Annotated in this window: 18 protein-coding genes; 11 read left to right on the top strand and 7 right to left on the bottom strand. The window is 72.1% G+C overall.

The window, feature by feature from the left end; genetic code table 11:
- Positions 1–20: 20 nt before the first annotated feature.
- On the top strand, positions 21–626 hold the full coding sequence (locus ACGFYV_RS25340; protein WP_393880738.1) for a MarC family protein: 606 nt from the start codon (positions 21–23) through the stop codon (positions 624–626).
- A gap of 105 nt (positions 627–731) precedes the next feature.
- Here the strand turns inward: ACGFYV_RS25340 and ACGFYV_RS25335 are convergent, their stop codons facing one another.
- Positions 732–884: a hypothetical protein gene (locus ACGFYV_RS25335; RefSeq protein WP_184968404.1), complete on the bottom strand. Its 153-nt coding sequence runs from the start codon at positions 882–884 to the stop codon at positions 732–734.
- Positions 885–1,088: 204 nt separating this feature from the next.
- Between ACGFYV_RS25335 and ACGFYV_RS25330 the strand changes: the two genes are divergently transcribed.
- The gene (locus tag ACGFYV_RS25330; RefSeq protein WP_393880817.1) at positions 1,089–1,994 is read left to right on the top strand and encodes an NYN domain-containing protein; all 906 of its coding nucleotides are present in this window, start codon (positions 1,089–1,091) and stop codon (positions 1,992–1,994) included.
- A gap of 91 nt (positions 1,995–2,085) precedes the next feature.
- On the opposite strand, the gene ACGFYV_RS25325 is transcribed toward ACGFYV_RS25330, so the two are convergent.
- Positions 2,086–2,967 carry an alpha/beta fold hydrolase gene (locus ACGFYV_RS25325; protein WP_393880737.1) on the bottom strand — a complete coding sequence of 294 codons (882 nt, stop codon included), beginning with the start codon at positions 2,965–2,967 and terminating at the stop codon, positions 2,086–2,088.
- A 170-nt stretch (positions 2,968–3,137) separates the two neighbouring features.
- Positions 3,138–5,729 (bottom strand): DEAD/DEAH box helicase, encoded by a 2,592-nt coding sequence (locus ACGFYV_RS25320; RefSeq protein ID WP_393880816.1) that lies wholly within the window; start codon positions 5,727–5,729, stop codon positions 3,138–3,140.
- A gap of 529 nt (positions 5,730–6,258) precedes the next feature.
- On the opposite strand from ACGFYV_RS25320, the gene ACGFYV_RS25315 reads away from it, so the two are divergent.
- Positions 6,259–7,005, top strand: a complete 747-nt coding sequence (locus tag ACGFYV_RS25315; RefSeq protein WP_393880736.1) for a ferritin-like fold-containing protein — start codon at positions 6,259–6,261, stop codon at positions 7,003–7,005.
- A 244-nt stretch (positions 7,006–7,249) separates the two neighbouring features.
- Here ACGFYV_RS25315 and ACGFYV_RS25310 read toward each other — a convergent pair whose 3' ends face one another.
- From ACGFYV_RS25310 to ACGFYV_RS25295, 4 genes are all read right to left on the bottom strand, one after another.
- Positions 7,250–7,519 (bottom strand): hypothetical protein, encoded by a 270-nt coding sequence (locus ACGFYV_RS25310; protein WP_393880815.1) that lies wholly within the window; start codon positions 7,517–7,519, stop codon positions 7,250–7,252.
- 167 nt (positions 7,520–7,686) lie between these two features.
- Positions 7,687–7,914, bottom strand: a complete 228-nt coding sequence (locus tag ACGFYV_RS25305) for a DUF3107 domain-containing protein (RefSeq protein ID WP_393880735.1) — start codon at positions 7,912–7,914, stop codon at positions 7,687–7,689.
- A gap of 155 nt (positions 7,915–8,069) precedes the next feature.
- Complete coding sequence (locus tag ACGFYV_RS25300; protein WP_393880734.1) at positions 8,070–8,711, bottom strand: TetR/AcrR family transcriptional regulator; 642 nt, start codon at positions 8,709–8,711, stop codon at positions 8,070–8,072.
- 167 nt (positions 8,712–8,878) lie between these two features.
- Positions 8,879–9,100: a hypothetical protein gene (locus tag ACGFYV_RS25295; RefSeq protein WP_393880733.1), complete on the bottom strand. Its 222-nt coding sequence runs from the start codon at positions 9,098–9,100 to the stop codon at positions 8,879–8,881.
- Between the two features lie 263 nt (positions 9,101–9,363).
- Between ACGFYV_RS25295 and ACGFYV_RS25290 the strand changes: the two genes are divergently transcribed.
- From ACGFYV_RS25290 to ACGFYV_RS25255, 8 genes are all read left to right on the top strand, one after another.
- A complete protein-coding gene (locus tag ACGFYV_RS25290; RefSeq protein ID WP_393880732.1) occupies positions 9,364–10,410 on the top strand; it encodes an alpha/beta fold hydrolase in 1,047 nt (348 codons plus the stop codon).
- Between the two features lie 7 nt (positions 10,411–10,417).
- Positions 10,418–12,127, top strand: coding sequence for a DUF3152 domain-containing protein (locus ACGFYV_RS25285; RefSeq protein ID WP_393880731.1), 1,710 nt, complete (start codon positions 10,418–10,420; stop codon positions 12,125–12,127).
- Between the two features lie 56 nt (positions 12,128–12,183).
- Positions 12,184–12,279, top strand: coding sequence for an Ms4533A family Cys-rich leader peptide (locus ACGFYV_RS25280; protein WP_393880730.1), 96 nt, complete (start codon positions 12,184–12,186; stop codon positions 12,277–12,279).
- A 212-nt stretch (positions 12,280–12,491) separates the two neighbouring features.
- Positions 12,492–14,210 (top strand): ABC transporter substrate-binding protein, encoded by a 1,719-nt coding sequence (locus ACGFYV_RS25275; protein WP_393880729.1) that lies wholly within the window; start codon positions 12,492–12,494, stop codon positions 14,208–14,210.
- 4 nt (positions 14,211–14,214) lie between these two features.
- Positions 14,215–15,267, top strand: coding sequence for an ABC transporter permease (locus tag ACGFYV_RS25270; protein ID WP_393880728.1), 1,053 nt, complete (start codon positions 14,215–14,217; stop codon positions 15,265–15,267).
- Positions 15,264–16,262 (top strand): ABC transporter permease, encoded by a 999-nt coding sequence (locus tag ACGFYV_RS25265; RefSeq protein WP_393880727.1) that lies wholly within the window; start codon positions 15,264–15,266, stop codon positions 16,260–16,262. Before ACGFYV_RS25270 ends, ACGFYV_RS25265 begins: the two co-directional genes overlap by 4 nt.
- On the top strand, positions 16,259–17,920 hold the full coding sequence (locus ACGFYV_RS25260; RefSeq protein ID WP_393880726.1) for a dipeptide ABC transporter ATP-binding protein: 1,662 nt from the start codon (positions 16,259–16,261) through the stop codon (positions 17,918–17,920). The genes ACGFYV_RS25265 and ACGFYV_RS25260 overlap by 4 nt, the downstream gene beginning before the upstream one ends.
- A gap of 272 nt (positions 17,921–18,192) precedes the next feature.
- Positions 18,193–19,998: a DUF3492 domain-containing protein gene (locus ACGFYV_RS25255; RefSeq protein ID WP_393880725.1), complete on the top strand. Its 1,806-nt coding sequence runs from the start codon at positions 18,193–18,195 to the stop codon at positions 19,996–19,998.
- Positions 19,999–20,019 lie beyond the last annotated feature (21 nt).

Below are 20,019 nucleotides of genomic sequence, written 5' to 3'. Positions count from 1 at the left end.
CCGCAAGGTTCGCCATCACCATGTTCGACTTCGCCGTCTTCGGCTCCCTCTTCCTGACCCTTTTCGTCATCATGGATCCCCCGGGGATCACCCCGATCTTCCTCGCCCTGACCGCCGGACGACCGGTCAAGGTGCAGAAGCGGATGGCCTTCCAGGCCGTCTGCGTCGCCGGCGGAGTCATCGCCGTCTTCGGTGTCCTGGGCCACCAGATCCTCGACTACCTGCACGTCTCCGTCCCCGCGCTGATGATCGCGGGTGGTCTGCTGCTTCTGCTGATCGCCCTCGACCTGCTCACCGGCAAGACCGACGAGCCGAAGCAGACCAAGGACGTGAACGTCGCCCTCGTACCGCTGGGCATGCCGCTGCTGGCGGGCCCCGGCGCGATCGTGTCCGTGATCCTGGCCGTGCAGAAGGCCGACGGCGTCGCCGTGCAGATATCGGTGTGGTCCGCGATCCTCGCGATCCATGTCGTGCTGTGGCTGGTGATGCGGTACTCGCTGCTGATCATCCGGCTCATCAAGGACGGCGGCGTGGTCCTCGTGACGCGGCTCGCGGGCATGATGCTCTCCGCGATCGCCGTGCAGCAGATCATCAACGGCGTGACCCAGGTGATCAAGGGCGCCTGAGGCCGCCGGACGCTCGGCCCGAGGAGGTCGTCGTACAACGCAGAGCCCCCGTACGGCATCGGTGCCGTACGGGGGCTCTGAAGCTTCTGCGGTACTCCGCGGCTCTTACGAAGCCGTGGTCTCGGCCGGGCGGATCCAGAGGCGCTGCCCGATGGCGGCGGCCTGCTGCACGATCCGGTTGACGGAGGCGGCGTCCACGACGGTGCTGTCCACGGTGGTGCCGTCGACCTCGTCGAGTCGCATGATCTCGAAGCGCATGGCTTCTCCCTTCGTCTGGTCATCCTCCTGAGGAGAACTACTGGTGTGACGTGGTTCAGTCGGTGTCTGACCTAGTCAACGCGCTTCACGTTACAAACATTCCCTACGCTAAATAAATTTTTCGCACGTCTAATTACCGACCGGTACGGATCACTCGTGAGACTCGCCGGGACCGGTTGTGTTCGCAGCGTGACCGCCGGGACAATGGAGACGATGAACGACGACCTGGCGGCCCTGGGCGGCCGCATCGACCACACGAACGAGCTGCTCCAGCGCATGCTCGCCGAAGTGGCGAAGACGCCCTCCACCCACGCGATCTTCGTCGACGCGGGCTACCTGTACGCGGCCGCGGGCCGGCTGGTCGCCGGGACGGAGGACCGCCGCGCCTTCGATCTCGACGCCGAAGGCCTGATCGACGCGCTCATCGACAAGGCCCGCTCGATCTTCGCCGACAGCCGGCTGCTGCGCGTCTACTGGTACGACGGCGCCCGCCGCCGCATCCACACCGCCGAGCAGCAGTCCATCGCCGAGCTTCCCGACGTCAAGGTCCGCCTCGGCAACCTCAACGCCAACAACCAGCAGAAGGGCGTCGACTCCCTCATCCGCACCGACCTGGAGTCCCTGGCCCGCCACCGCGCCATCAGCGACGCGGCCCTGCTCGGCGGCGACGAGGACCTGGTGTCGGCGGTGGAGGCGGCCCAGGGCTACGGCGCCCGCGTCCACCTGTGGGGCATCGAGGCACCCGAGGCGCGCAACCAGGCCGAGCCGCTGCTCTGGGAGGTCGACAGCCAGCGCACCTTCGACCTCGAGTTCATCAAGCCGTACGTCTCCCGGCGCACGGCCGCCGCGTACGAGACCGGCGCCGGGAGCCGGCCCAGCCGCGAGGACGTCCGCTTCGTGGGCGCCCAGATCGCGGCGAAGTGGATGGCCGCCCGGGGCCGCGAGGCCCTGATCGAGCTGCTCCCCGGCCACCCCTACCTGCCCGGCTCCGTCGACCAGGACCTCCTGGTCGAGGCCGAGGGCCTCCTCCAGTACTCCCTGCGCGGCCAGGCCGACCTGCGCCGCGCCCTGCGGGACGGCTTCTGGGGGCACTTGCAGACGCTGTACTGAGCCGCACTGGTCCGTACTGGGCTGTGCTGAGCCGTACTGGGCCGTATCGAGCCGGTGACGGGTGAGCGGTCGTGACTGGCGCTGTGGCCGGTCAGGTCCTGATTGCCTCGGCGTCCCAGAAGTCGGCGAGTGCGCGGGCCGTCGCGGTGGGGCGGTCGGTGTTGGGGGAGTGCCCGGCACCCTCGACGACCGTCCGGCGGGCCTTCAGCCGTACGGCCATCTCGTCCAGGAGCACCAGCGGCCAGGTGTCGTCCAGCACGCCCGACATGACGTGGAATCGCAGCGGTACGGCGGCCAGTTCGCCGACCCGGTCCGGCTCTGCGCACAACTGGCGTCCCGTGGCGATGAGTTGGGCCGGCTTGGTGGACAGCCAGCGGCGCCGCAGATCCTCCCGGTTGTCCAGGCCGCCGTCCAGCTCGGCGGTGGCCGTCTCCTCGGGCGGCTCCATCGCCTGGATCGACTCCCACACCTGCGCCATCGTCATCACGGCGAGCGCGTCCCGCAGCAGTTTCACGCGCTGCTGCTGGGACTCCGAGATCTGCGCCGGCCCGGAGGCCATGAGGGTGAGCGAGCGGAACGGGGTGTGGTCGACGAGCGTGGCCGCGCGGGAGATCTGTCCGCCGAGCGAGTGCCCCAGCAGATGCACCGGCTCCCCGAGCGCCTCCGCCTGGGCCAGCAGATCCCGCGCCAACTCCGCCTGCGCGTAAGCGGATTCGTCCCGTTCCGGCCCGTCCGACTCGTGCTGGCCCCGCCCGTCCACGGCCACGGTCCGGTACCCGCGCTCGGCCAGGGGCACATGCAGCGGGTTGAAGTCCTCCTTGCTGCCCGTGAAACCCGGCACCAGCAACACGACACCCCGGGGCTCGACCCCGCCGGCCGCCGGCGCGTCGACCACGGCGAACTCCCCGCGCGCGGTCCGCAGAGAGTACGCACGGGCACCGGGGGGCGGGACGAAGGTGACAGGCCTGCTCATGGGGAGAGGTTATCGGTCGGTCATCGAGGCGTCGCGGGTGCGGGTGCGGGGGCTTGGGGGCGCGGGCCCGGTTCGCGGGCCCGGCCAGGGGCGGTGGCCCGCTCGTGTGCGAAAACGACGACGGCCCGGCCCCTGTGCGGGGCCGAACCGTCGTTCGGGCGATGCGCGGATCAGGCCTCGGAAGGCTCCGCGGCTGCCGCCGCCTTCCGCGTCCGGCGCGGCTTGGGCGCCGTCTCGGCGGTCTCACCGGCCGCCTCGGCGACGGACGCCGTGGCCTTGCGGGTACGGCGGCGCGGCTTGGTCTCCGGCTCGTCGGTGGCCTGCGCCGGAATCTCCGGAGCGGCAGCCTCGGCGACGGCCTTGCGGGTCCGCCGCGCCTTGGGTGCGGCCACCTCGGCCACCTCGGCTCCGTCGACCGCGTCCACCGTGGCGGCAGCGGTCTTCCGGGTCCGGCGCGGCTTGGCCTCGGCCACGGGGGCCTCGACCGTCTCCGGTGCGGCGGCGGTCTTCTTGCGGGTGCGGCGGGGCTTGGCTTCTGTGGCTTCGGCGGTGTCGACGGCGGCTTCGGCGGCAGCGGCGGCGGTCTTCCGCGTGCGGCGCGGCTTGGCCTCCGCGGTCTCCGTGGCCTCCGTGGCCTCCGCTTCGACCGTCTCCGGCGCGGCGGCGGTCTTCCGCGTGCGGCGGGGCTTGGCCTCCGCGGTCTCCACGGCCTCCGTGGCCTCCGCTTCGACCGTCTCCGGTGCGGCGGCGGCCTTCTTGCGGGTGCGGCGGGGCTTGGCTTCCGTGGCTTCGGCCGTGTCGACGGCGGCCTCGGCGGCAGCGGCGGCGGTCTTCCGCGTGCGGCGCGGCTTGGTCGCCGGGGCGGCTTCCTCCGTGGCCTCGGGCGCCGCGACGACCGTCTCGGCGGCCGGCTCGGCGGACTCGGCCGTCTTGCGGGTGCGGCGGCGGGGCTTGGCCTCGGTTGCCTCGGCGGTGTCGACGGCGGTCTCGGCGGCAGCGGCGGCGGTCTTGCGCGTCCGGCGCCTGGGCGCCGCCGTCTCGACGGTCGCCTCGGCCTCGGACGTGACGGCCGGCGCAGGCGCGGCCTCGGTCACCTCGGTCGCCGGTGCCTCGGCCACGGGAGCCTCGGCCGCCTCGGCCGTCTTGCGGGTGCGGCGACGGCGCGGCTTCTCCGCGGCGTCGTCCAGGACTGCCGGACCCTCCGCGGTGTCGACGGCGGCCTCAGGGGCCGTGGTCGTCGCGGTGGCCGTGACGACCACGGCCGCCTCTCCCGACACTCCGGCGCGCGTACGGCGACGGCGGCGCGGGGTGCGGGCCGACTGGGGCTCCTCCGCGGCGACCGGCTCGGTGGCGGCCGGTGCCGGGGTGGTCGCTACCGGGGTGTTCGCGGCCGGGGAGTCGGCCAGCGGAGTACCGCCGCGGGTGCGGCGACGGCGGCGCGGCGTACGGGGCGCACGCTCGGTCGTCTCGGACTCGGCGCGGCCATCACGACCGTCACGGCCACCTCGGCCACCACGGTCCCGGTCGTTGCGGTCGCCACGGCCGCCCCGACCACGCGCACCGCGCCCGCCGGTCTCGCCCAGGTCCTCCAGCTCCTCGGCGTCCAGACCCGCACGGGTGCGCTCCGAGCGCGGCAGGGTGCCCTTGGTGCCCGCGGGGATACCGAGGTCGGAGAACAGGTGCGGGGACGAGGAGTACGTCTCCACCGGGTCGTTGAAGTCCAGCTCCAGCGCCTTGTTGATCAGCTGCCAGCGCGGGATGTCGTCCCAGTCGACGAACGTGATCGCCGTACCCTTGGCGCCCGCGCGACCGGTGCGGCCGACGCGGTGCAGGTACGTCTTCTCGTCCTCGGGGGACTGGTAGTTGATGACGTGCGTGACGCCCTCGACGTCGATGCCGCGCGCGGCGACGTCGGTGCAGACCAGGACGTCGACCTTGCCGTTGCGGAAGGCGCGCAGCGCCTGCTCACGGGCGCCCTGGCCGAGGTCGCCGTGGACCGCGCCGGAGGCGAACCCGCGGCGCTGGAGCTGCTCGGCGATGTCGGCGGCGGTGCGCTTGGTGCGGCAGAAGATCATCGCCAGTCCGCGGCCATTGGCCTGCAGGATGCGGGCGACCATCTCCGGCTTGTCCATGTTGTGCGCGCGGTAGACGAACTGCTTGATGTTCGCGACCGTCGCGCCCTCGTCGTCCGGCGCGGTGGCGCGGATGTGCGTGGGCCGGGACATGTAGCGGCGCGCGAGGCCGATGACCGCGCCCGGCATGGTGGCCGAGAACAGCATGGTCTGGCGCTTGGCCGGCAGCATGTCGATGATCTTCTCGACGTCGGGCAGGAAGCCCAGGTCGAGCATCTCGTCGGCCTCGTCGAGGACGAGCGACTTGATGTGCTTGAGGTTCAGCTTCTTCTGGCCCGCGAGGTCGAGCAGCCGGCCCGGGGTGCCGACGACGACGTCGACGCCCTTCTTCAGGGCCTCGACCTGGGGCTCGTAGGCCCGGCCGCCGTAGATCGCCAGCACGCGCACGTTACGGACCTTGCCGGCCGTCAGCAGGTCGTTGGTGACCTGCGTGCACAGCTCGCGCGTGGGGACGACGACGAGCGCCTGCGGCGCGTCGGTGAGGTCGTCGGGGGTGGCGCGTCCGGCCTCGACGTCGGCGGGGACGGTGACGCGCTCCAGGAGCGGGAGACCGAAGCCCAGCGTCTTGCCGGTGCCGGTCTTGGCCTGGCCGATGACGTCCGTGCCCGAGAGGGCCACGGGGAGCGTCATCTCCTGGATGGGGAAGGGGTTGATGATGCCGACGGCTTCCAGGGCCTCGGCGGTCTCGGGAAGGATTCCGAGTTCACGAAACGTCGTAGTCAGGGTCATGCCTCTTCTGTGTGCGCGGTGCGAGGCGAGCGCGGGGAGTCATGTCTGACCGTGCCAGGGACGTCGGCTGCCGTACGGGCGAACCACAGGGGCAAGCCGTATGACACGGGAACCTCTGCCGACGCTCTAGCGCTCGAACCGCTGAGGGGTCCCTCCGGTCGTCGTACGTACAGTGCAGTTACTACAGTGCAGTACGGCCACGGAGGGCTGTCGGGTCGGAGCCGATCGGGCCACCGACCGGGCATCCTCATGCGTGCGCCCTGTCGCGGGACGTCGAACACCGTCGACGCACTCTGGCAGGCGCATTACCACCATACCCCGGATTCGCGCACATGCGATGGCCGATTTGGTCACGTAGTCGTCGTCACAGTGCCCGGAGGTGCCCGGAGGTGACCGTCCGAGGGGTGCGGAGCGGGCTATTGTGCGCCTCATGACTAGCTCTGACAAGGCTGAGAACGGGTCCGCCACCCCCGCCGGACCCACCGGTGTCGCCGCCCAGAACTGGGCGCAGGCCGCCGCGGACCCGCACTACCGTGCCGCGGTCGTGGACCTGCTCGGCGCGCTCGCGTACGGCGAACTGGCCGCGTTCGAGCGGCTCGCGGAGGACGCCAAGCTGGCGCCGACCCTCGCGGACAAGGCGGAGCTGGCGAAGATGGCCTCGGCCGAGTTCCACCACTTCGAGCGGCTGCGGGACCGGCTCACCGAGATCGGTCAGGAGCCGACCGCCGCGATGGAGCCGTTCGTCGCCGCGCTGGACGGCTTCCACCGGCAGACGGCGCCCTCGGACTGGCTGGAGGGCCTGGTCAAGGCGTACGTCGGAGACTCGATCGCGAGCGACTTCTACCGGGAGGTCGCGGCCCGCCTCGACGCCGACACACGTGAACTCGTCCTCGCCGTGCTGGACGACACCGGGCACGCGGAGTTCGCGGTGGAGAAGGTGCGCGCGGCCATCGACGCCGACCCGCGCGTGGGCGGTCGGCTGGCGCTGTGGGCGCGACGGCTGATGGGCGAGGCGCTCTCGCAGTCGCAGCGGGTCGTCGCCGACCGGGACGCGCTGTCGACGATGCTGGTGGGAGGGGTCGCCGACGGGTTCGACCTCGCCGAGGTCGGCAGGATGTTCTCGCGGATCACGGAGGCGCACACGAAGCGGATGGCGGCGCTGGGCTTGGCGGCGTAGCGCTCTGTGGGGGTGGGTTTCGGTCGGTTGCGCGGCTGCTGGTGTGGGGTGGTTGGTCGCGCAGTTCCCCGCGCCCCTTTCGGGGCGTTCCGCCTTGGCTTGGTCGGAGGGCTTGGGTTTTTGAGGCGTGGCGCTCTGTGGGGGTGGGTTCGGCGGTTGCGCGGCTGCTGGTGTGGGGTGGTTGGTCGCGCAGTTCCCCGCGCCCCTGGGGAGTTTCCCTGAGCCTTGCCGGAAGCGTAGGGGGCTACGCCGTCGCTGATCGGCGGCGTAGGGGGGTGGTCGGGCGCAGGAGGAGGGAAAGGGAGGCCGCGGAGACGATCGCGGCGCCCAGCAGGGTCAGCAGGATGCTGGCGGAGCCCAGCGCGGTGTGGGTGACGAAGTCACCGAAGAGGGCGCCGGCGATGCCCGTCGAGAGGACCAGGGGACGGGCGGGCAGCCGGTGCGAGAGCCGGCGGGTCGCCGCCCAGGCGAGGACCAGACCGAGCACAGCGGATCCGAGCGTCTCCAGCATCATGTCGGGGTTCCCTCCCACGGCGGCCTGTGCATCACGGTCGTAGGCCGTCATACCCGTGACCTGCGGATTGCAATCCTCCGCTGTGGATGAGGTGTGGACAATCTGTGCACACGGAAGGGCCCGGCGGGACTGTGCCGCCGGGCCCTTCCGCGCTGCCTGCCGCGGTCCTACAGCGTGCCGAAGCCCACCTTGCGGACGGTCGGCTCGCCGATCTCCACGTACGCCAGACGGTCCGCCGGGATCAGCACCTTGCGGCCCTTCTCGTCCTCGAGGCTCAGCAGCCGCGACTTTCCGGCCAGCGCCTCGGCCACCAGGCGCTCGACCTCCTCGACGCTCTGACCGCTCTCCAGAACGATCTCGCGGGGCGCGTGCTGCACGCCGATCTTGACCTCCACGGCTATGTCCCTCCGACGGTCAGTGATGTGCGCGATCTTCCGCGCCGTACGCAGCACACATTAGCCCGGTGAGGGGACGTACACGCTGTGGGCCGGAACGCCAACAGCGAACAGGCTCCGGGAACAAACGAACAGCCTCCCGGAACGAACGGCTGTCAGTGGTTGTCGATGCCGTGCAACGGGAAGCCGGCGATGCCCCGCCAGGCCAGTGAGGTCAGCAGCTGCACCGCCTGATCGCGCGACACGGCGCGGTCGCTGTGCAGCCAGGAACGGGCCACCACCTGGGCGAGGCCGCCGAGGCCGGAGGCGAGCAGCATCGACTCCGCGCGCGGCAGGCCGGTGTCCTCCGAGATGACCTCGCAGATCGCCTCGGCGCATTCGTTCGTCACCTTGTCGACGCGCTCGCGCACCGCGGGCTCGTTCGTCAGGTCCGACTCGAAGACCAGGCGGAAGGCGCCGCCGTCGTCCTCGACGTACGCGAAATAGGCGTCCATGGTCGCCCGCACGCGCTGCTTGTTGTCCGTCGTCGACGCCAGTGCGCCGCGCACGGCCTGGATCAGCGCCTCGCAGTGCTGGTCCAGCAGGGCCAGGTAGAGATCGAGCTTGCCCGGAAAGTGCTGGTAGAGCACCGGCTTGCTGACGCCGGCCCGTTCGGCGATGTCGTCCATCGCGGCCGCGTGATAGCCCTGTGCGACGAAGACCTCCTGGGCAGCGCCCAGCAACTGGTTCCGTCGGGCTCGGCGCGGCAGGCGCGTGCCACGCGGGCGTGCTGCCTCAGTTTGCTCGATGGCTGTCACGCCGCCTCCCAAAGTCGTCCACATGCGGGTGTAGGCCGCGCGGCCATCGTACTTTTCGGTAACCGTGGTGTGCGCGGTGCGAGCGCAGAATTTCACGTACCGGACGGCGGCGAAAGCCGTGCACCCGGCCCGACGCCGTGCGCGAGGGGGCGCGGAGGTCTGCGAGGTCAGCGGTAGTCCTCCTCGTCGAGCGTGACGACGCGCGCCTGCTCGACCAGATCGGCGACGTTCCCGCGGGCCGGATCCAGGCCCGTCATGGGGTCGTCGCGCTCGGGTGTGACGGCTGCTCGCTGCTCGACCGAGTCGCCCTCCGGGGCCTCTACGTCGATCACCGGGATGTCGGCCGCGAGGTCCTCGATCGCATCGGGCTCGATGGGGTCATAGGCCATGGTGGGCTCCCTTCCCACGAATCCCACGAACGTCCCTGGATGCGGCAAGGAGCCACACACGCGGGCGCCCTGCCTACGAGCCTAGGAGACAGCCGATCCGGACGCCATGGCATCGGCGCATCCGTTCGTCGGGAGCATCGAGGTTCGTCGGGGGAGGATCGAGGATCGCAGTCGCGGCGGACATTCTGTGACGGCGAGCGCGGCGGACATTCTGTGACAGCGAACACATGAGACGGTGTGTGATCGTCTCGTAACATTGCCGCATGTCTTCGACCGAGTCGCCGTCCGTGCCGGCCTCCAGTGTGCTCCGGCGGGTGGCGCCCGTCAGGGTCGGCGAGGGTGAGCGGCTGAGGTCGGTGCGGTTGCCGGGGGTCACGCTGTCGATCCGTTCCCGGCCGTCCGCGCGCGAGGGACTTCCCGCCGCGCTGTACGTCCACGGGCTGGGCGGTTCCTCACAGAACTGGTCCGCGCTGATGGCCCAGCTGGAGGAGGTCGTCGACGGCGAGGCGGTCGATCTGCCGGGCTTCGGCGACTCCCCGCCCCCGGACGACGGTGACTACTCCGTCACCGGGCACGCGCGCGCGGTCATCCGCCATCTCGACGCCGCCGGCCGCGGCCCGGTCCACCTCTTCGGCAACTCCCTCGGCGGCGCCGTCGTCACGCGCGTGGCCGCCGTACGCCCCGATCTCGTCCGCACCCTCACGCTGATCTCGCCCGCGCTTCCGGAGCTGCGGATCCAGCGGACCGCGGCGCCCACGGCCCTGCTGGGCCTGCCCGGCGTGGCCACCCTGTTCGGCCGGCTCACCCGGGAGTGGACGGCCGAGCAGCGGGTGCGCGGCGTCCTGGGGCTCTGCTACGGCGACCCCGGGCAGGTCACGCCCGAGGCGTTCGGGTACGCCGTGGAGGAGCTGGAGCGGCGGCTGCAGCTGCCGTACTTCTGGGACGCGATGGCACGCTCCGCGCGCGGGATCGTCAACGCCTACACCCTCGGCGGCCAGCACGGGCTGTGGCGCCAGGCCGAGCGGGTGCTCGCGCCGACCCTGCTCGTCTACGGCGGCCGGGACCAGCTCGTCGGCTACCGCATGGCCCGGAAAGCGGCCCGTTCCTTCCGCGACTCCCGTCTGCTGTCCCTGCCCGAGGCCGGGCACGTGGCGATGATGGAGTACCCGGAGGTCGTCGGCGGGGCGTTCCGTGAACTCCTCGCGGACAGCGGTAAGTTGGCGGGGATGGACACCAACGCGACTGCATCGCACGCCGGTTCGGACACGGCCGCCGGGGACGACGTCCCCGTCGCGGGCGCGGGGAGCTGAGCGCGCGGTGGGACGTCACAGCCGCCGCGGACCGGCGCCCAAGGACGAGAACGCCGGCATAGGCGCCACCGGCGCCGCCGCCCGGCAAGGCGCGGTCGCCGGCGCGGCTTCCCCGGCTCCCGGTGACACCCGGGGGCCCGGCATGCCCGGACAACGGCAGGCACCCATGGGCGCGGGCCCCGGCGGCGCGGCTCCCGGCGGTGCGGCGCAGCGGCCCGGACAGGCCGTCCCGGCCGCGCAGGGCATGGCGGCCGCGCAGGGCATGGAGGGAACCCCCGCACACGGGGTCCCCCGACTTCCGGACGGTACGCCGGCTCGGGGTGTGCCTCGGCTTCCGGACGGTACGCCCGCGCACGGTATGGCCCGGCTTGCCGATGGCACGCCCGCTCGTGGTGTGCCTCGGTTGCCCGACGGCACCCCCGCGCACGGTACTGCGCGGCTTCCCGACGGCACGCCCGCTCGTGGTGTGCCTCGGCTTCCCGATGGCACGCCCGCTCGTGGTGTGCCACGGGTTCCGGACGGTGCTCGTGGGGGGCATCCCGAGCAGCGTGAAGGCGGCGGTGGCTGGGGCGAGTTCGCGGGGCGGGGTGCCGGTGGTGCCGGGGCTGTCGCGGGGGTGCGGCAGGGGCCGGGCGGGTCCGGGGCGGCGACGGCGTTGCCGCGGCAGCGCAAGGGCGGGCCCGGGGGATCCGGGGCCGGTCCCCGGCAGGACTACCTCGACGCGTTCGACGAGGACGCCGACGTCTTCGCGCCCCGGCGCGGAACCGGTGCCGTCGGTCCGGTCGGGTCCGTCGACACGGAGGAGCCGCTCGGCGGCGGTGCCGAACCGGCCGCCCCGGGCGCCGGTGACGACGGAGGCGGCGAGGGTGACGGGGGTGACGGGCACGACGCGTCCGGGATCCGGGTGCCCGCGCAGCGCGGTGGCGGCAAGGGGCGGGCGTTCACGGGGATCGCGGCGGCCGCGGTGACCACGGTGCTCGCGGTGGTCGTCGCGGGGCACGTCGCGCACGACCGAGTCGGCGACGACACGCGGTCGCAGTCGGCCACGGACGACCAGGCTCACGGCGCCCTGACCCACGGGCAGCCGACCCCGTCCGCCGCGCCGAGCGTCGTCCCGCTGACGTACGAGCAGAAGATGGACACGAAGTACCCGCTCGGCGCGACGCTGCACGCCTCGGGGAAGTTCGCCGCCGTACCGGGCTTCGACAAGGCGCCCGGCGCGGGCCGGAAGTACACCTACCGTGTCGACGTCGAGCAGGGCCTCGGCCTGGACGGCGCGCTGTTCGCCGAGGCCGTGCAGAAGACGCTCAACGACCCCCGCAGCTGGGCCCACGGCGGCGCCCGCACCTTCGAGCGCGTCGACAGCGCCAGGCCCGACTTCGTGATCACACTCGCCAGCCCCGGCACCACCGCCGAGTGGTGTGCCAAGTCGGGCCTGGACACCACGCAGGACAACGTCTCCTGCGACTCGGCGTCCACCGAGCGCGTGATGATCAACGCCTACCGCTGGGCCCAGGGCAGCAAGACATACGGGGACAAAATTCACGCATACCGGCAGATGCTCATCAATCACGAGGTGGGTCACCGTCTCGGTCACGGCCATGTGTCGTGCCAGAGGGACGGCGAACTCGCGCCGGTCATGCAGCAGCAGACCAAGTTCCTCGACCACGACGGAATCCACTGCCTGCCCAACCCCTGGCCCTATCCCACGAGTTGACCGGTGCCGCTCACGTCACATTGACATGAGTCGCATGTTCGTTCATATTTCTGCCCATGTGGTCCAGTCCAGTCGTCACTCCTCGCGCCGCCATCGAGCTGGTGCTGATCGGCGTGACCGCACTGTGCGTGGCCGACATTCACTGTTGCTGACGCCGCCTTCCTGGCGTTCGCGTCGCGACTCTTTCTCATTTCCGCGTCCGTGGCCCTGCCGTGCTCTTCCCGGCGACCTGGCCATGTGACGACCCGATGACCCGATGACCCGGCGCCAGGGCTGACGTCTGCCTCCAGATGTCTCACTCCTTGTCTCCATGTCTCACCCTTCGAGAATTTCTCGATCGGCTCCCCGAGAGGTCGTCATTCCCATGCGTCAAACGTCCGTCACAGCGCGCCGTCTGGCCGCGGCATCCGTCAGCCTGGTCGTGGCAGCGGGCGTCGCCGCCTGCGGCCCGAAGGACGGCGATGCCCAGGGCTCCGGTGGCGACTCCGCGCCGCACAAGGGCGGCACGCTCACCGTCCTGAACGCCAACCCGCAGCAGGACTTCGACCCCGCCCGCCTCTACACCTCCGGCGGCGGAAACGTCCCCTCGCTCGTCTTCCGCACCCTCACCACGCGCAACCGCGAGAACGGCGCGGCCGGCGCCAAGGTCGTCCCGGACCTCGCGACCGACACCGGACGCCCCAACAAGGACGCGACCGTGTGGACGTACACCCTGAAGAAGGGCCTCACGTACGAGGACGGCACCCCGATCACCTCGGCCGACATCAAGTACGGCATCGAGCGCTCCTTCGCCCCCGAACTCTCCGGCGGCGCGCCCTACCTGCGGGACTGGCTGGTCGGCGCGGCCGACTACCAGGGCCCCTACAAGGACAAGAAGGGCCTGACGGCGATCGAGACGCCGGACGAGCGGACCATCGTCTTCCACCTGGACAAGCCTGAGGGCGAGTTCCCCTTCCTGGCCACGCAGACGCAGTTCACCCCGGTCCCGAAGAGCAAGGACACGGGCACGAAGTACGAGGAGCACCCGGTCTCGTCCGGCCCCTACAAGGTCGTCAGCAACGAGAACGACGGCGAGCACCTCGTCCTCAAGCGCAACACCTACTGGTCCACGGACGTCGACGCCGAGCGCAAGGCGTACCCGGACACCATCGACGTACGCTCCGGGCTCGACTCGTCCGTGATCAACCAGCGGCTGTCCACCTCCCAGGGCGCCGACGCGGCCGCCGTCACCACGGACACCAACCTCGGCCCGGCCGAACTCGCCAAGGTCACCGGCGACAAGAACCTCGCCGCGCGCGTGGGCACCGGCCACTTCGGCTACACCAACTACATCGCCTTCAACCCGAAGGTGAAGCCGTTCGACGACCCGAAGGTGCGCCAGGCGATCTCGTACGCCGTCGACCGGTCCTCCGTCGTCAACGCGGCCGGCGGTTCGGCGCTCGCCGAGCCCGCCACCACCTTCCTGCCCGACCAGAAGTCCTTCGGCTACACGCCCTACGACCTCTTCCCGGCGGGCAAGGCCGGCAACGCGGCCAAGGCGAAGGAACTGCTGAAGGAGGCGGGCTACCGGAACGGGCTCACCGTCACCCTCACCCACTCCAACAGCAAGGACTTCGAGACCAGCCCGGAGATCGCCACCGCCCTCCAGGACGCCCTCAAGAAGGCCGGCATCACGGTCAAGTTGCAGGGCCTGGAGGAGAACGACTACTCGGACAAGATCCAGACCGTGGGCACCGAGCCCGGCTTCTTCCTCGCCCACTGGGGTGCCGACTGGCCCTCCGGCGGACCCTTCCTCGCCCCGATCTTCGACGGCCGGCAGATCGTCAAGGACGGCGCGAACTTCAACACGGGCCAGCTCGACGACACGTCGGTCAACGACGAGATCGACGCGATCAACAAGGTGACCGACCTCGACGCCGCCGCCGCGCGGTGGGGTGCGCTGGACAAGAAGATCGGCGAACAGGCCCTCGTCGTGCCGCTGTTCCACCCGGTCTACAAGCGCCTGTACGGCAAGGACGTCCGCAACGTCGTCATCAGCGACTGGACCGGCGTGCTGGACATCTCCCAGGTCGCGGTGAAGTGACCCCGTGAGCGAGGCACTTGTCGCCGTCGAGGCCGCCGGGACGGACACGTCCGCCCCGGCGGCCTCGGGGGCCCGTCAGTTCTGGCGGCGGCTGCGGACGCAGCGCGCCGCCCTGGTCGCCGCCGTCGTCGTCGCCGTGCTCGTCCTGGTGGCGCTCGCCGCCCCGCTGCTCACCGCGATCGAGGGCCAGGACCCGACCACCTACCACCCCTCCCTGATCGACTCCGCGCGCGGTGGCGTGCCCATCGGGCCCTTCGGCGGCGCCGGCGCCGACCACTGGCTGGGCGTCGAACCGCAGACCGGCCGCGACCTGTTCGCACGGCTGGTGTACGGCGCGAGGGTGTCGCTGGGCGTGGCCCTCGCGGCCACCCTGATCCAGGTCGCCATCGGTGTCGTGGTCGGCGTGGCCTCCGCCCTCGGCAACCGATGGGTCGATCAACTGCTCAGCCGCGTCACGGACATCATCGTCGCGCTGCCCCTGATGATCATGTCGTTGGCGCTGCTCGCGATCGTCCCGGCGAGCTTCCCGCGGCCCGTCCTGGTCACGCTGGTCATCGGCCTGATCGCCTGGGGCAACATCGCGAAGATCGTGCGCGTGCAGACCCTCACCCTCAAGGGCCTCGACCACGTCTTTGCCGCGCGGCTCAGCGGCTGGGGCTCCTGGCACATCGCCCGCCGCGAACTGCTGCCCGGTCTCGCCGCACCCGTCATCACCTACGCCGCGCTGCTCGTGCCCACGAACATCTCCGCCGAGGCGGCCCTGTCCTTCCTCGGCGTCGGCGTGAAGCCGCCGACGCCCTCCTGGGGACAGATGCTCACCGCCGCGAACATCTGGTACCAGGCGGCACCCCAGTACCTGCTGCTGCCGGCCGGCGCCCTGTTCGTCACCGTCCTCGCCCTCACCGCCCTCGGCGACGGCGTACGCACCGCCCTCGACCCCCGGGCCGCCTCGCGCCTGCGCATCGGCACGGGCCGCGGGAGCGAGAGCGACAGCGATACAGCCGCCGAGGACGACACCGGCAACGAGGGCGACACAGGCAAGGAGAAGACCTCATGAGCGGCTTCGGCGGATTCCTGCTGCGCCGTGCCCTCGGCGCGGTGATCACCCTGCTCGCCGTCTCGGTGCTCGTCTACGTCGTCTTCTACGCCACCCCCGGCAACGTCGCCCAGATCACCTGCGGTCCGCGCTGCTCCCCGGAACAGGTGCACCAGGTCGCCGCGCAGCTGAAGCTCGGCGACCCGCTCTACCTGCGCTACTGGCACTTCCTTGAGGGCCTCTTCGCCGGCCAGGACTACTCGACGGGCACCGCGGTGCAGCACTGCACGGCGCCCTGCCTCGGGCTGTCGTACCAGAGCGACCAGCAGGTCCTGGACATCATCCTGACCAAGCTGCCGGTCAGCCTGTCGCTCGTCGTCGGCGCGATGGTGCTCTGGCTCGTCCTCGGCGTCGGCACCGGCGTGCTGTCCGCGTGGCGGCGAGGTCGCCTCTCCGAACGCGTGCTGACCGTCCTCACCCTCGCCGGCTGGGCCACGCCCGTCTTCGTCCTGGGTCTGGTCCTGATGATCGTCGTCTGCGGCCAGCTCCAGCTGCTGCCTTTCCCGGAGTACGTGGACTTCGCCGACGACCCCGAACAGTGGGCGTGGAACCTGCTGCTGCCCTGGCTGTCGCTCGCCCTGATCGAGGCGGCGGCGTTCGCCCGGCTCACCCGCGCGGCGATGCTGGAGACGCTCGCCGAGGACCACATCCGCACCTTCCGCGCGTACGGCGTCTCCGAGCGTGCGATCGTCGGCCGGCACGCCCTGCGCGGCGCGCTCGCGCCCGTCATCGCGCTGAACGCCAACAACGTCGGCTCGGCCATCGGCGGCGCGGTCCTCACCGAGACCCTGTTCGGCCTGCCGGGCATCGGCCAGGAACTGGTGCACGCGGTGAAGGTCGTCGACCTTCCCGTGGTCGTCGGCATGGTCCTGGTCGTCGGCTTCTTCGTGGTCATCGCCAACGCCGTCGCGGACGTCCTGTACGCGGTGGCCGACCGACGGGTGGTACTCGCATGAGCCTGGTGGACGTCACCGACCTCACCGTCGCGTTCGGTCCCGTGCGGGCCGTGGACGGACTCTCCTTCAGCCTGGAGAAGGGGGCCGCGCTGGCCCTCGTCGGCGAGTCCGGCTCCGGCAAGTCCACGGTCGCGGGCGCCCTGCTGGGCCTGCACCGGGGCACCGGAGCCCGGGTCGGCGGCGCCGTCCGGGTCGCCGGCACCGACGTGCGGCAGGCCTCGGACGAGGAACTGCGGCGGCTGCGCGGGGCCAAGGCCGCCATGGTGTTCCAGGACCCGCTGTCCTCGCTCGACCCGTACTACGCGATCGGCGACCAGATCGCCGAGGTGTACCGCGTCCACACGCGCGCGTCACGGCGAGCGGCACGCGCGCGTGCCGTCGAAGTCCTGGACCGGGTGGGCATTCCGGACGCCGTACGGCGGTCCCGTTCCCGCCCGCACGAGTTCAGCGGCGGCATGCGTCAGCGCGCCCTCATCGCCATGGCCCTCGCCTGCGAGCCCGAGCTGCTGATCGCCGACGAGCCCACCACCGCCCTCGACGTGACCGTGCAGGCCCAGATCCTCGATCTGCTGCACACGCTGCGCGAGGAGACCGGCATGGGCCTGCTGCTCGTCACGCACGACGTCGGCGTCGCCGCCGAGAGCGTCGACGACGTGCTGGTCATGCGGTACGGCCGGGCCGTCGAACACGGCCCGGTGGCCGATGTCCTCGGGGCGCCCGAGCAGACGTACACCCGCGAACTCCTCGGCGCCGTCCCGCGCGTGGACACCCCGCGCGCCGCGTCCGCGGAGAAGTCCGCGGAGTCCGACGAGCCGGAAGGGTCGGTAGAAGCGTCCGGCGACGTCGTGCTGGAGGCGACCGGTCTGCGGCGCGTGTTCGGGCGCGGCCGGCGGGCCTTCACGGCCGTGGACGACGTCTCGCTGACCCTCCGCCGGGGCGAGACCCTGGGGATCGTGGGGGAGAGCGGCAGCGGCAAGACGACACTCGGCCGCATGCTCGTGGGACTGCTGGAACCGACCGCCGGCGCGATCCGCCACGACGGACGCCCGCACACCGGGGTGGACCCGGCCGTCCAGATGGTCTTCCAGGACCCCGTCTCCTCCCTCAACCCCCGCCGCAGCGTGGGCGAGTCCATCGCCGACCCGCTGCGCGCGCGGGGGGAGCGGGGGGAGAGTGCCGAGCGGCGCATCCGGGGGCGCGTGACGGAACTGCTGGAACGCGTGGGCCTCGACGCGGCGCACTACGACCGCTACCCGCACGAGTTCAGCGGCGGACAGCGCCAGCGCGTGGGCATCGCACGGGCACTCGCCGCCGACCCGCGGGTCATCGTCTGCGACGAGCCGGTCTCCGCGCTCGACGTCACGACCCAGGCCCAGGTCGTCACCCTGCTCGGCGAGTTGCAGCGCGAACTCGGTCTCGCGCTCGTGTTCGTCGCGCACGACCTCGCCGTGGTCCGCCAGGTCAGCGACCGGGTCGCGGTCATGCGCGGCGGACGGATCGTCGAGTCCGGGCCCGCCGACGAGGTGTACGACGCCCCGCGCGATCCGTACACCCGGCAGCTCCTGGCCGCCGTACCCGCCCTGGATCCGCGGCTGGCGGCCCGCCGGCGCGAGGCCCGGCGCGAGGCCCGGCGCGAGCCCGCCGCAGCCGCGGTGTGATCGCGCCGCGCGGTCCGTGCCGCCGCGCGGTCCGTGCGGCCGTGCGGCCGATCCCGTGCGGAGGCGTAACGTTTCGCGTACGCACGATCACTGTGTGATCTCTTAGCGCGGTCGAACGCGACCCGCACGCGAAAGTTACGACCGTTCACCCCTTTTGGTGGCGCGATGGACAACCGTCCATCGCGCCACCGCCTTGTCCGCATACGTTCGTCCCGCTGTGAGCCGCCGGGACGGACGGCGGCTCCTCCTCACGGGAGATCGGGGGTGTACACGTGCGCATCGGATTGCTGACAGAGGGTGGCTATCCGTATGTGAGCGGTGACGCCGGACTCTGGTGCGACCGGCTTGTGCGCGGGCTCGGACGGCACGAGTTCGACGTCTACGCGCTCAGCCGCAGCCGGCAGCAGGAGGACAGCGGCTGGGTTCCACTCCCGCCGCAGGTCGGCCGCGTGCGTACGGCTCCGCTGTGGACGGCCGGGGACGACCGTGCGCCCCACGGACGGCGTGCCCGCCGGCGCTTCGCCGAGTGCTACGGCGAACTGCTCGCGGCGGTGTGCGCGGGCACGGGGCCGGGAGCGGCAGGGTCGGCTGGGGCGGGGACGACAGGGCCGGCGGGGTCGGCAGGGGCGGGCCTGGCGGCCGGTGCCGGACCGGACGGCGGCGCCTCCTCCGACGGGTCCCAGGCCTCCGCCGACGACCTGGCGGACCGTTTCGGCAGCGCGCTGTACGACCTCGCCGAACTCGCCCGCGACGAGGGCGGACTGGTCGGGGCGCTCCGCTCGGACGCCGCCGCGCGCGCCCTGGAACGCGCCTGCCGCGCCCCCGGCGCGCCGCGCACGGCGCGCGAGGCGCGCGTCCCCGACCTGCTGACCGTCACCGCCCAACTGGAACGCGCCCTGCGCCCCGTCTCCCTGGACTGGTACGGCGACGAGGGCCTCGGCGCGGCCGACCTCTGCCACGCCACCGCCGGCGGCCCGGCGGCCCTGCCCGGACTGCTCGCCCGGCACTTCTCCGGCGTGCCCCTGCTGGTCACCGAGTACGGCGTGCAACTGCGCTCGCACTACCTGGCCCTCGGCCCCGACGCGGCCGCCCCCGCCGTCCGCGCGCTGCTCGCCGCGTTCCACGGCCGGCTGGCCGCCGAGATCTACCGCAGGGCCGAGATCCTCACCCCGGGCAACGCGCACGCCCGCCGCTGGCAGGAGCACTGCGGCGCCGACCGCGCCCGGATCCGCACGGTCCACCCCGGCATGGACGCCTCCCGCTTCACCGAGGTCGGCGAGTCCCCGGACCGTGCCGACCCGGACACGCTCGTCTGGGTGGGGCGCGTCGAACCCGCGAAGGACCTGGTGTCGCTCCTGCACGCGTTCGCCGAGATCCGCAAGGAGGAGACCAAGGCCCGGCTGCGGATCGTCGGCGTGCCCGTGGACGCGGAGGGCGAGGCCTACCTGGGGCACTGCCGGGCGCTCGCCGCCCAGCTCTTCCCGGACGAGGCGGAGGGCGTGCACGCGGTCGGCGACAACCCCGTCTCCTTCGAGGAGATCGGCTGCCCCGAGGCCCCGACCCTGCCCGACGCGTACGCCGCCGGCGCGGTCGTCGTCCTCTCCAGCGTCGTCGAGGGCTTCCCGGTCAGCCTGGTCGAGGCCATGTTCTGCGGCCGTGCGACCGTCTCCACGGACGTCGGCGCGGTGGTCGAGGTCATCGGCGGCACGGGGCTCGTCGTACCGCCGCGCAATCCGCGGGCGCTCGCCGAGGCGTGCGTGGCGCTGCTGCGCGATCCCGCGCGCCGTGAGCGGCTCGGGGCCGCGGCGCGCGCCCGCGCGCTCGAACTGTTCACCGTCGAGCAGAACATCGAGGCATTTCACGGCATTTACCTGGAGATCGTCTCGCACTGCCCGGTGCGCCGCGTCGTCCTCGACGCGGAGGGCGAGCCCCTGCCCTTCGCCACCCCCGCCGAGGCCCACGTCCCCGGCCGCTGGACCGGCCCCACGGCACGCGTCCTGACCCGCGGCGCGCCCGGCTGGGCCGCCGGCAGCCCGGTCCGCGCGAAACCGCTGGCCGCTTCGGAGGGCGCGCTGTGAACGGGGACGCGATGGACGGGG

This window comes from Streptomyces sp. NPDC048297 (assembly GCF_043201585.1).
Lineage (GTDB): Bacteria > Actinomycetota > Actinomycetes > Streptomycetales > Streptomycetaceae > Streptomyces.
The sequence above is the reverse complement of the archived record's forward strand: the minus strand, read 5'-3'. Positions and strand labels throughout refer to the sequence as shown.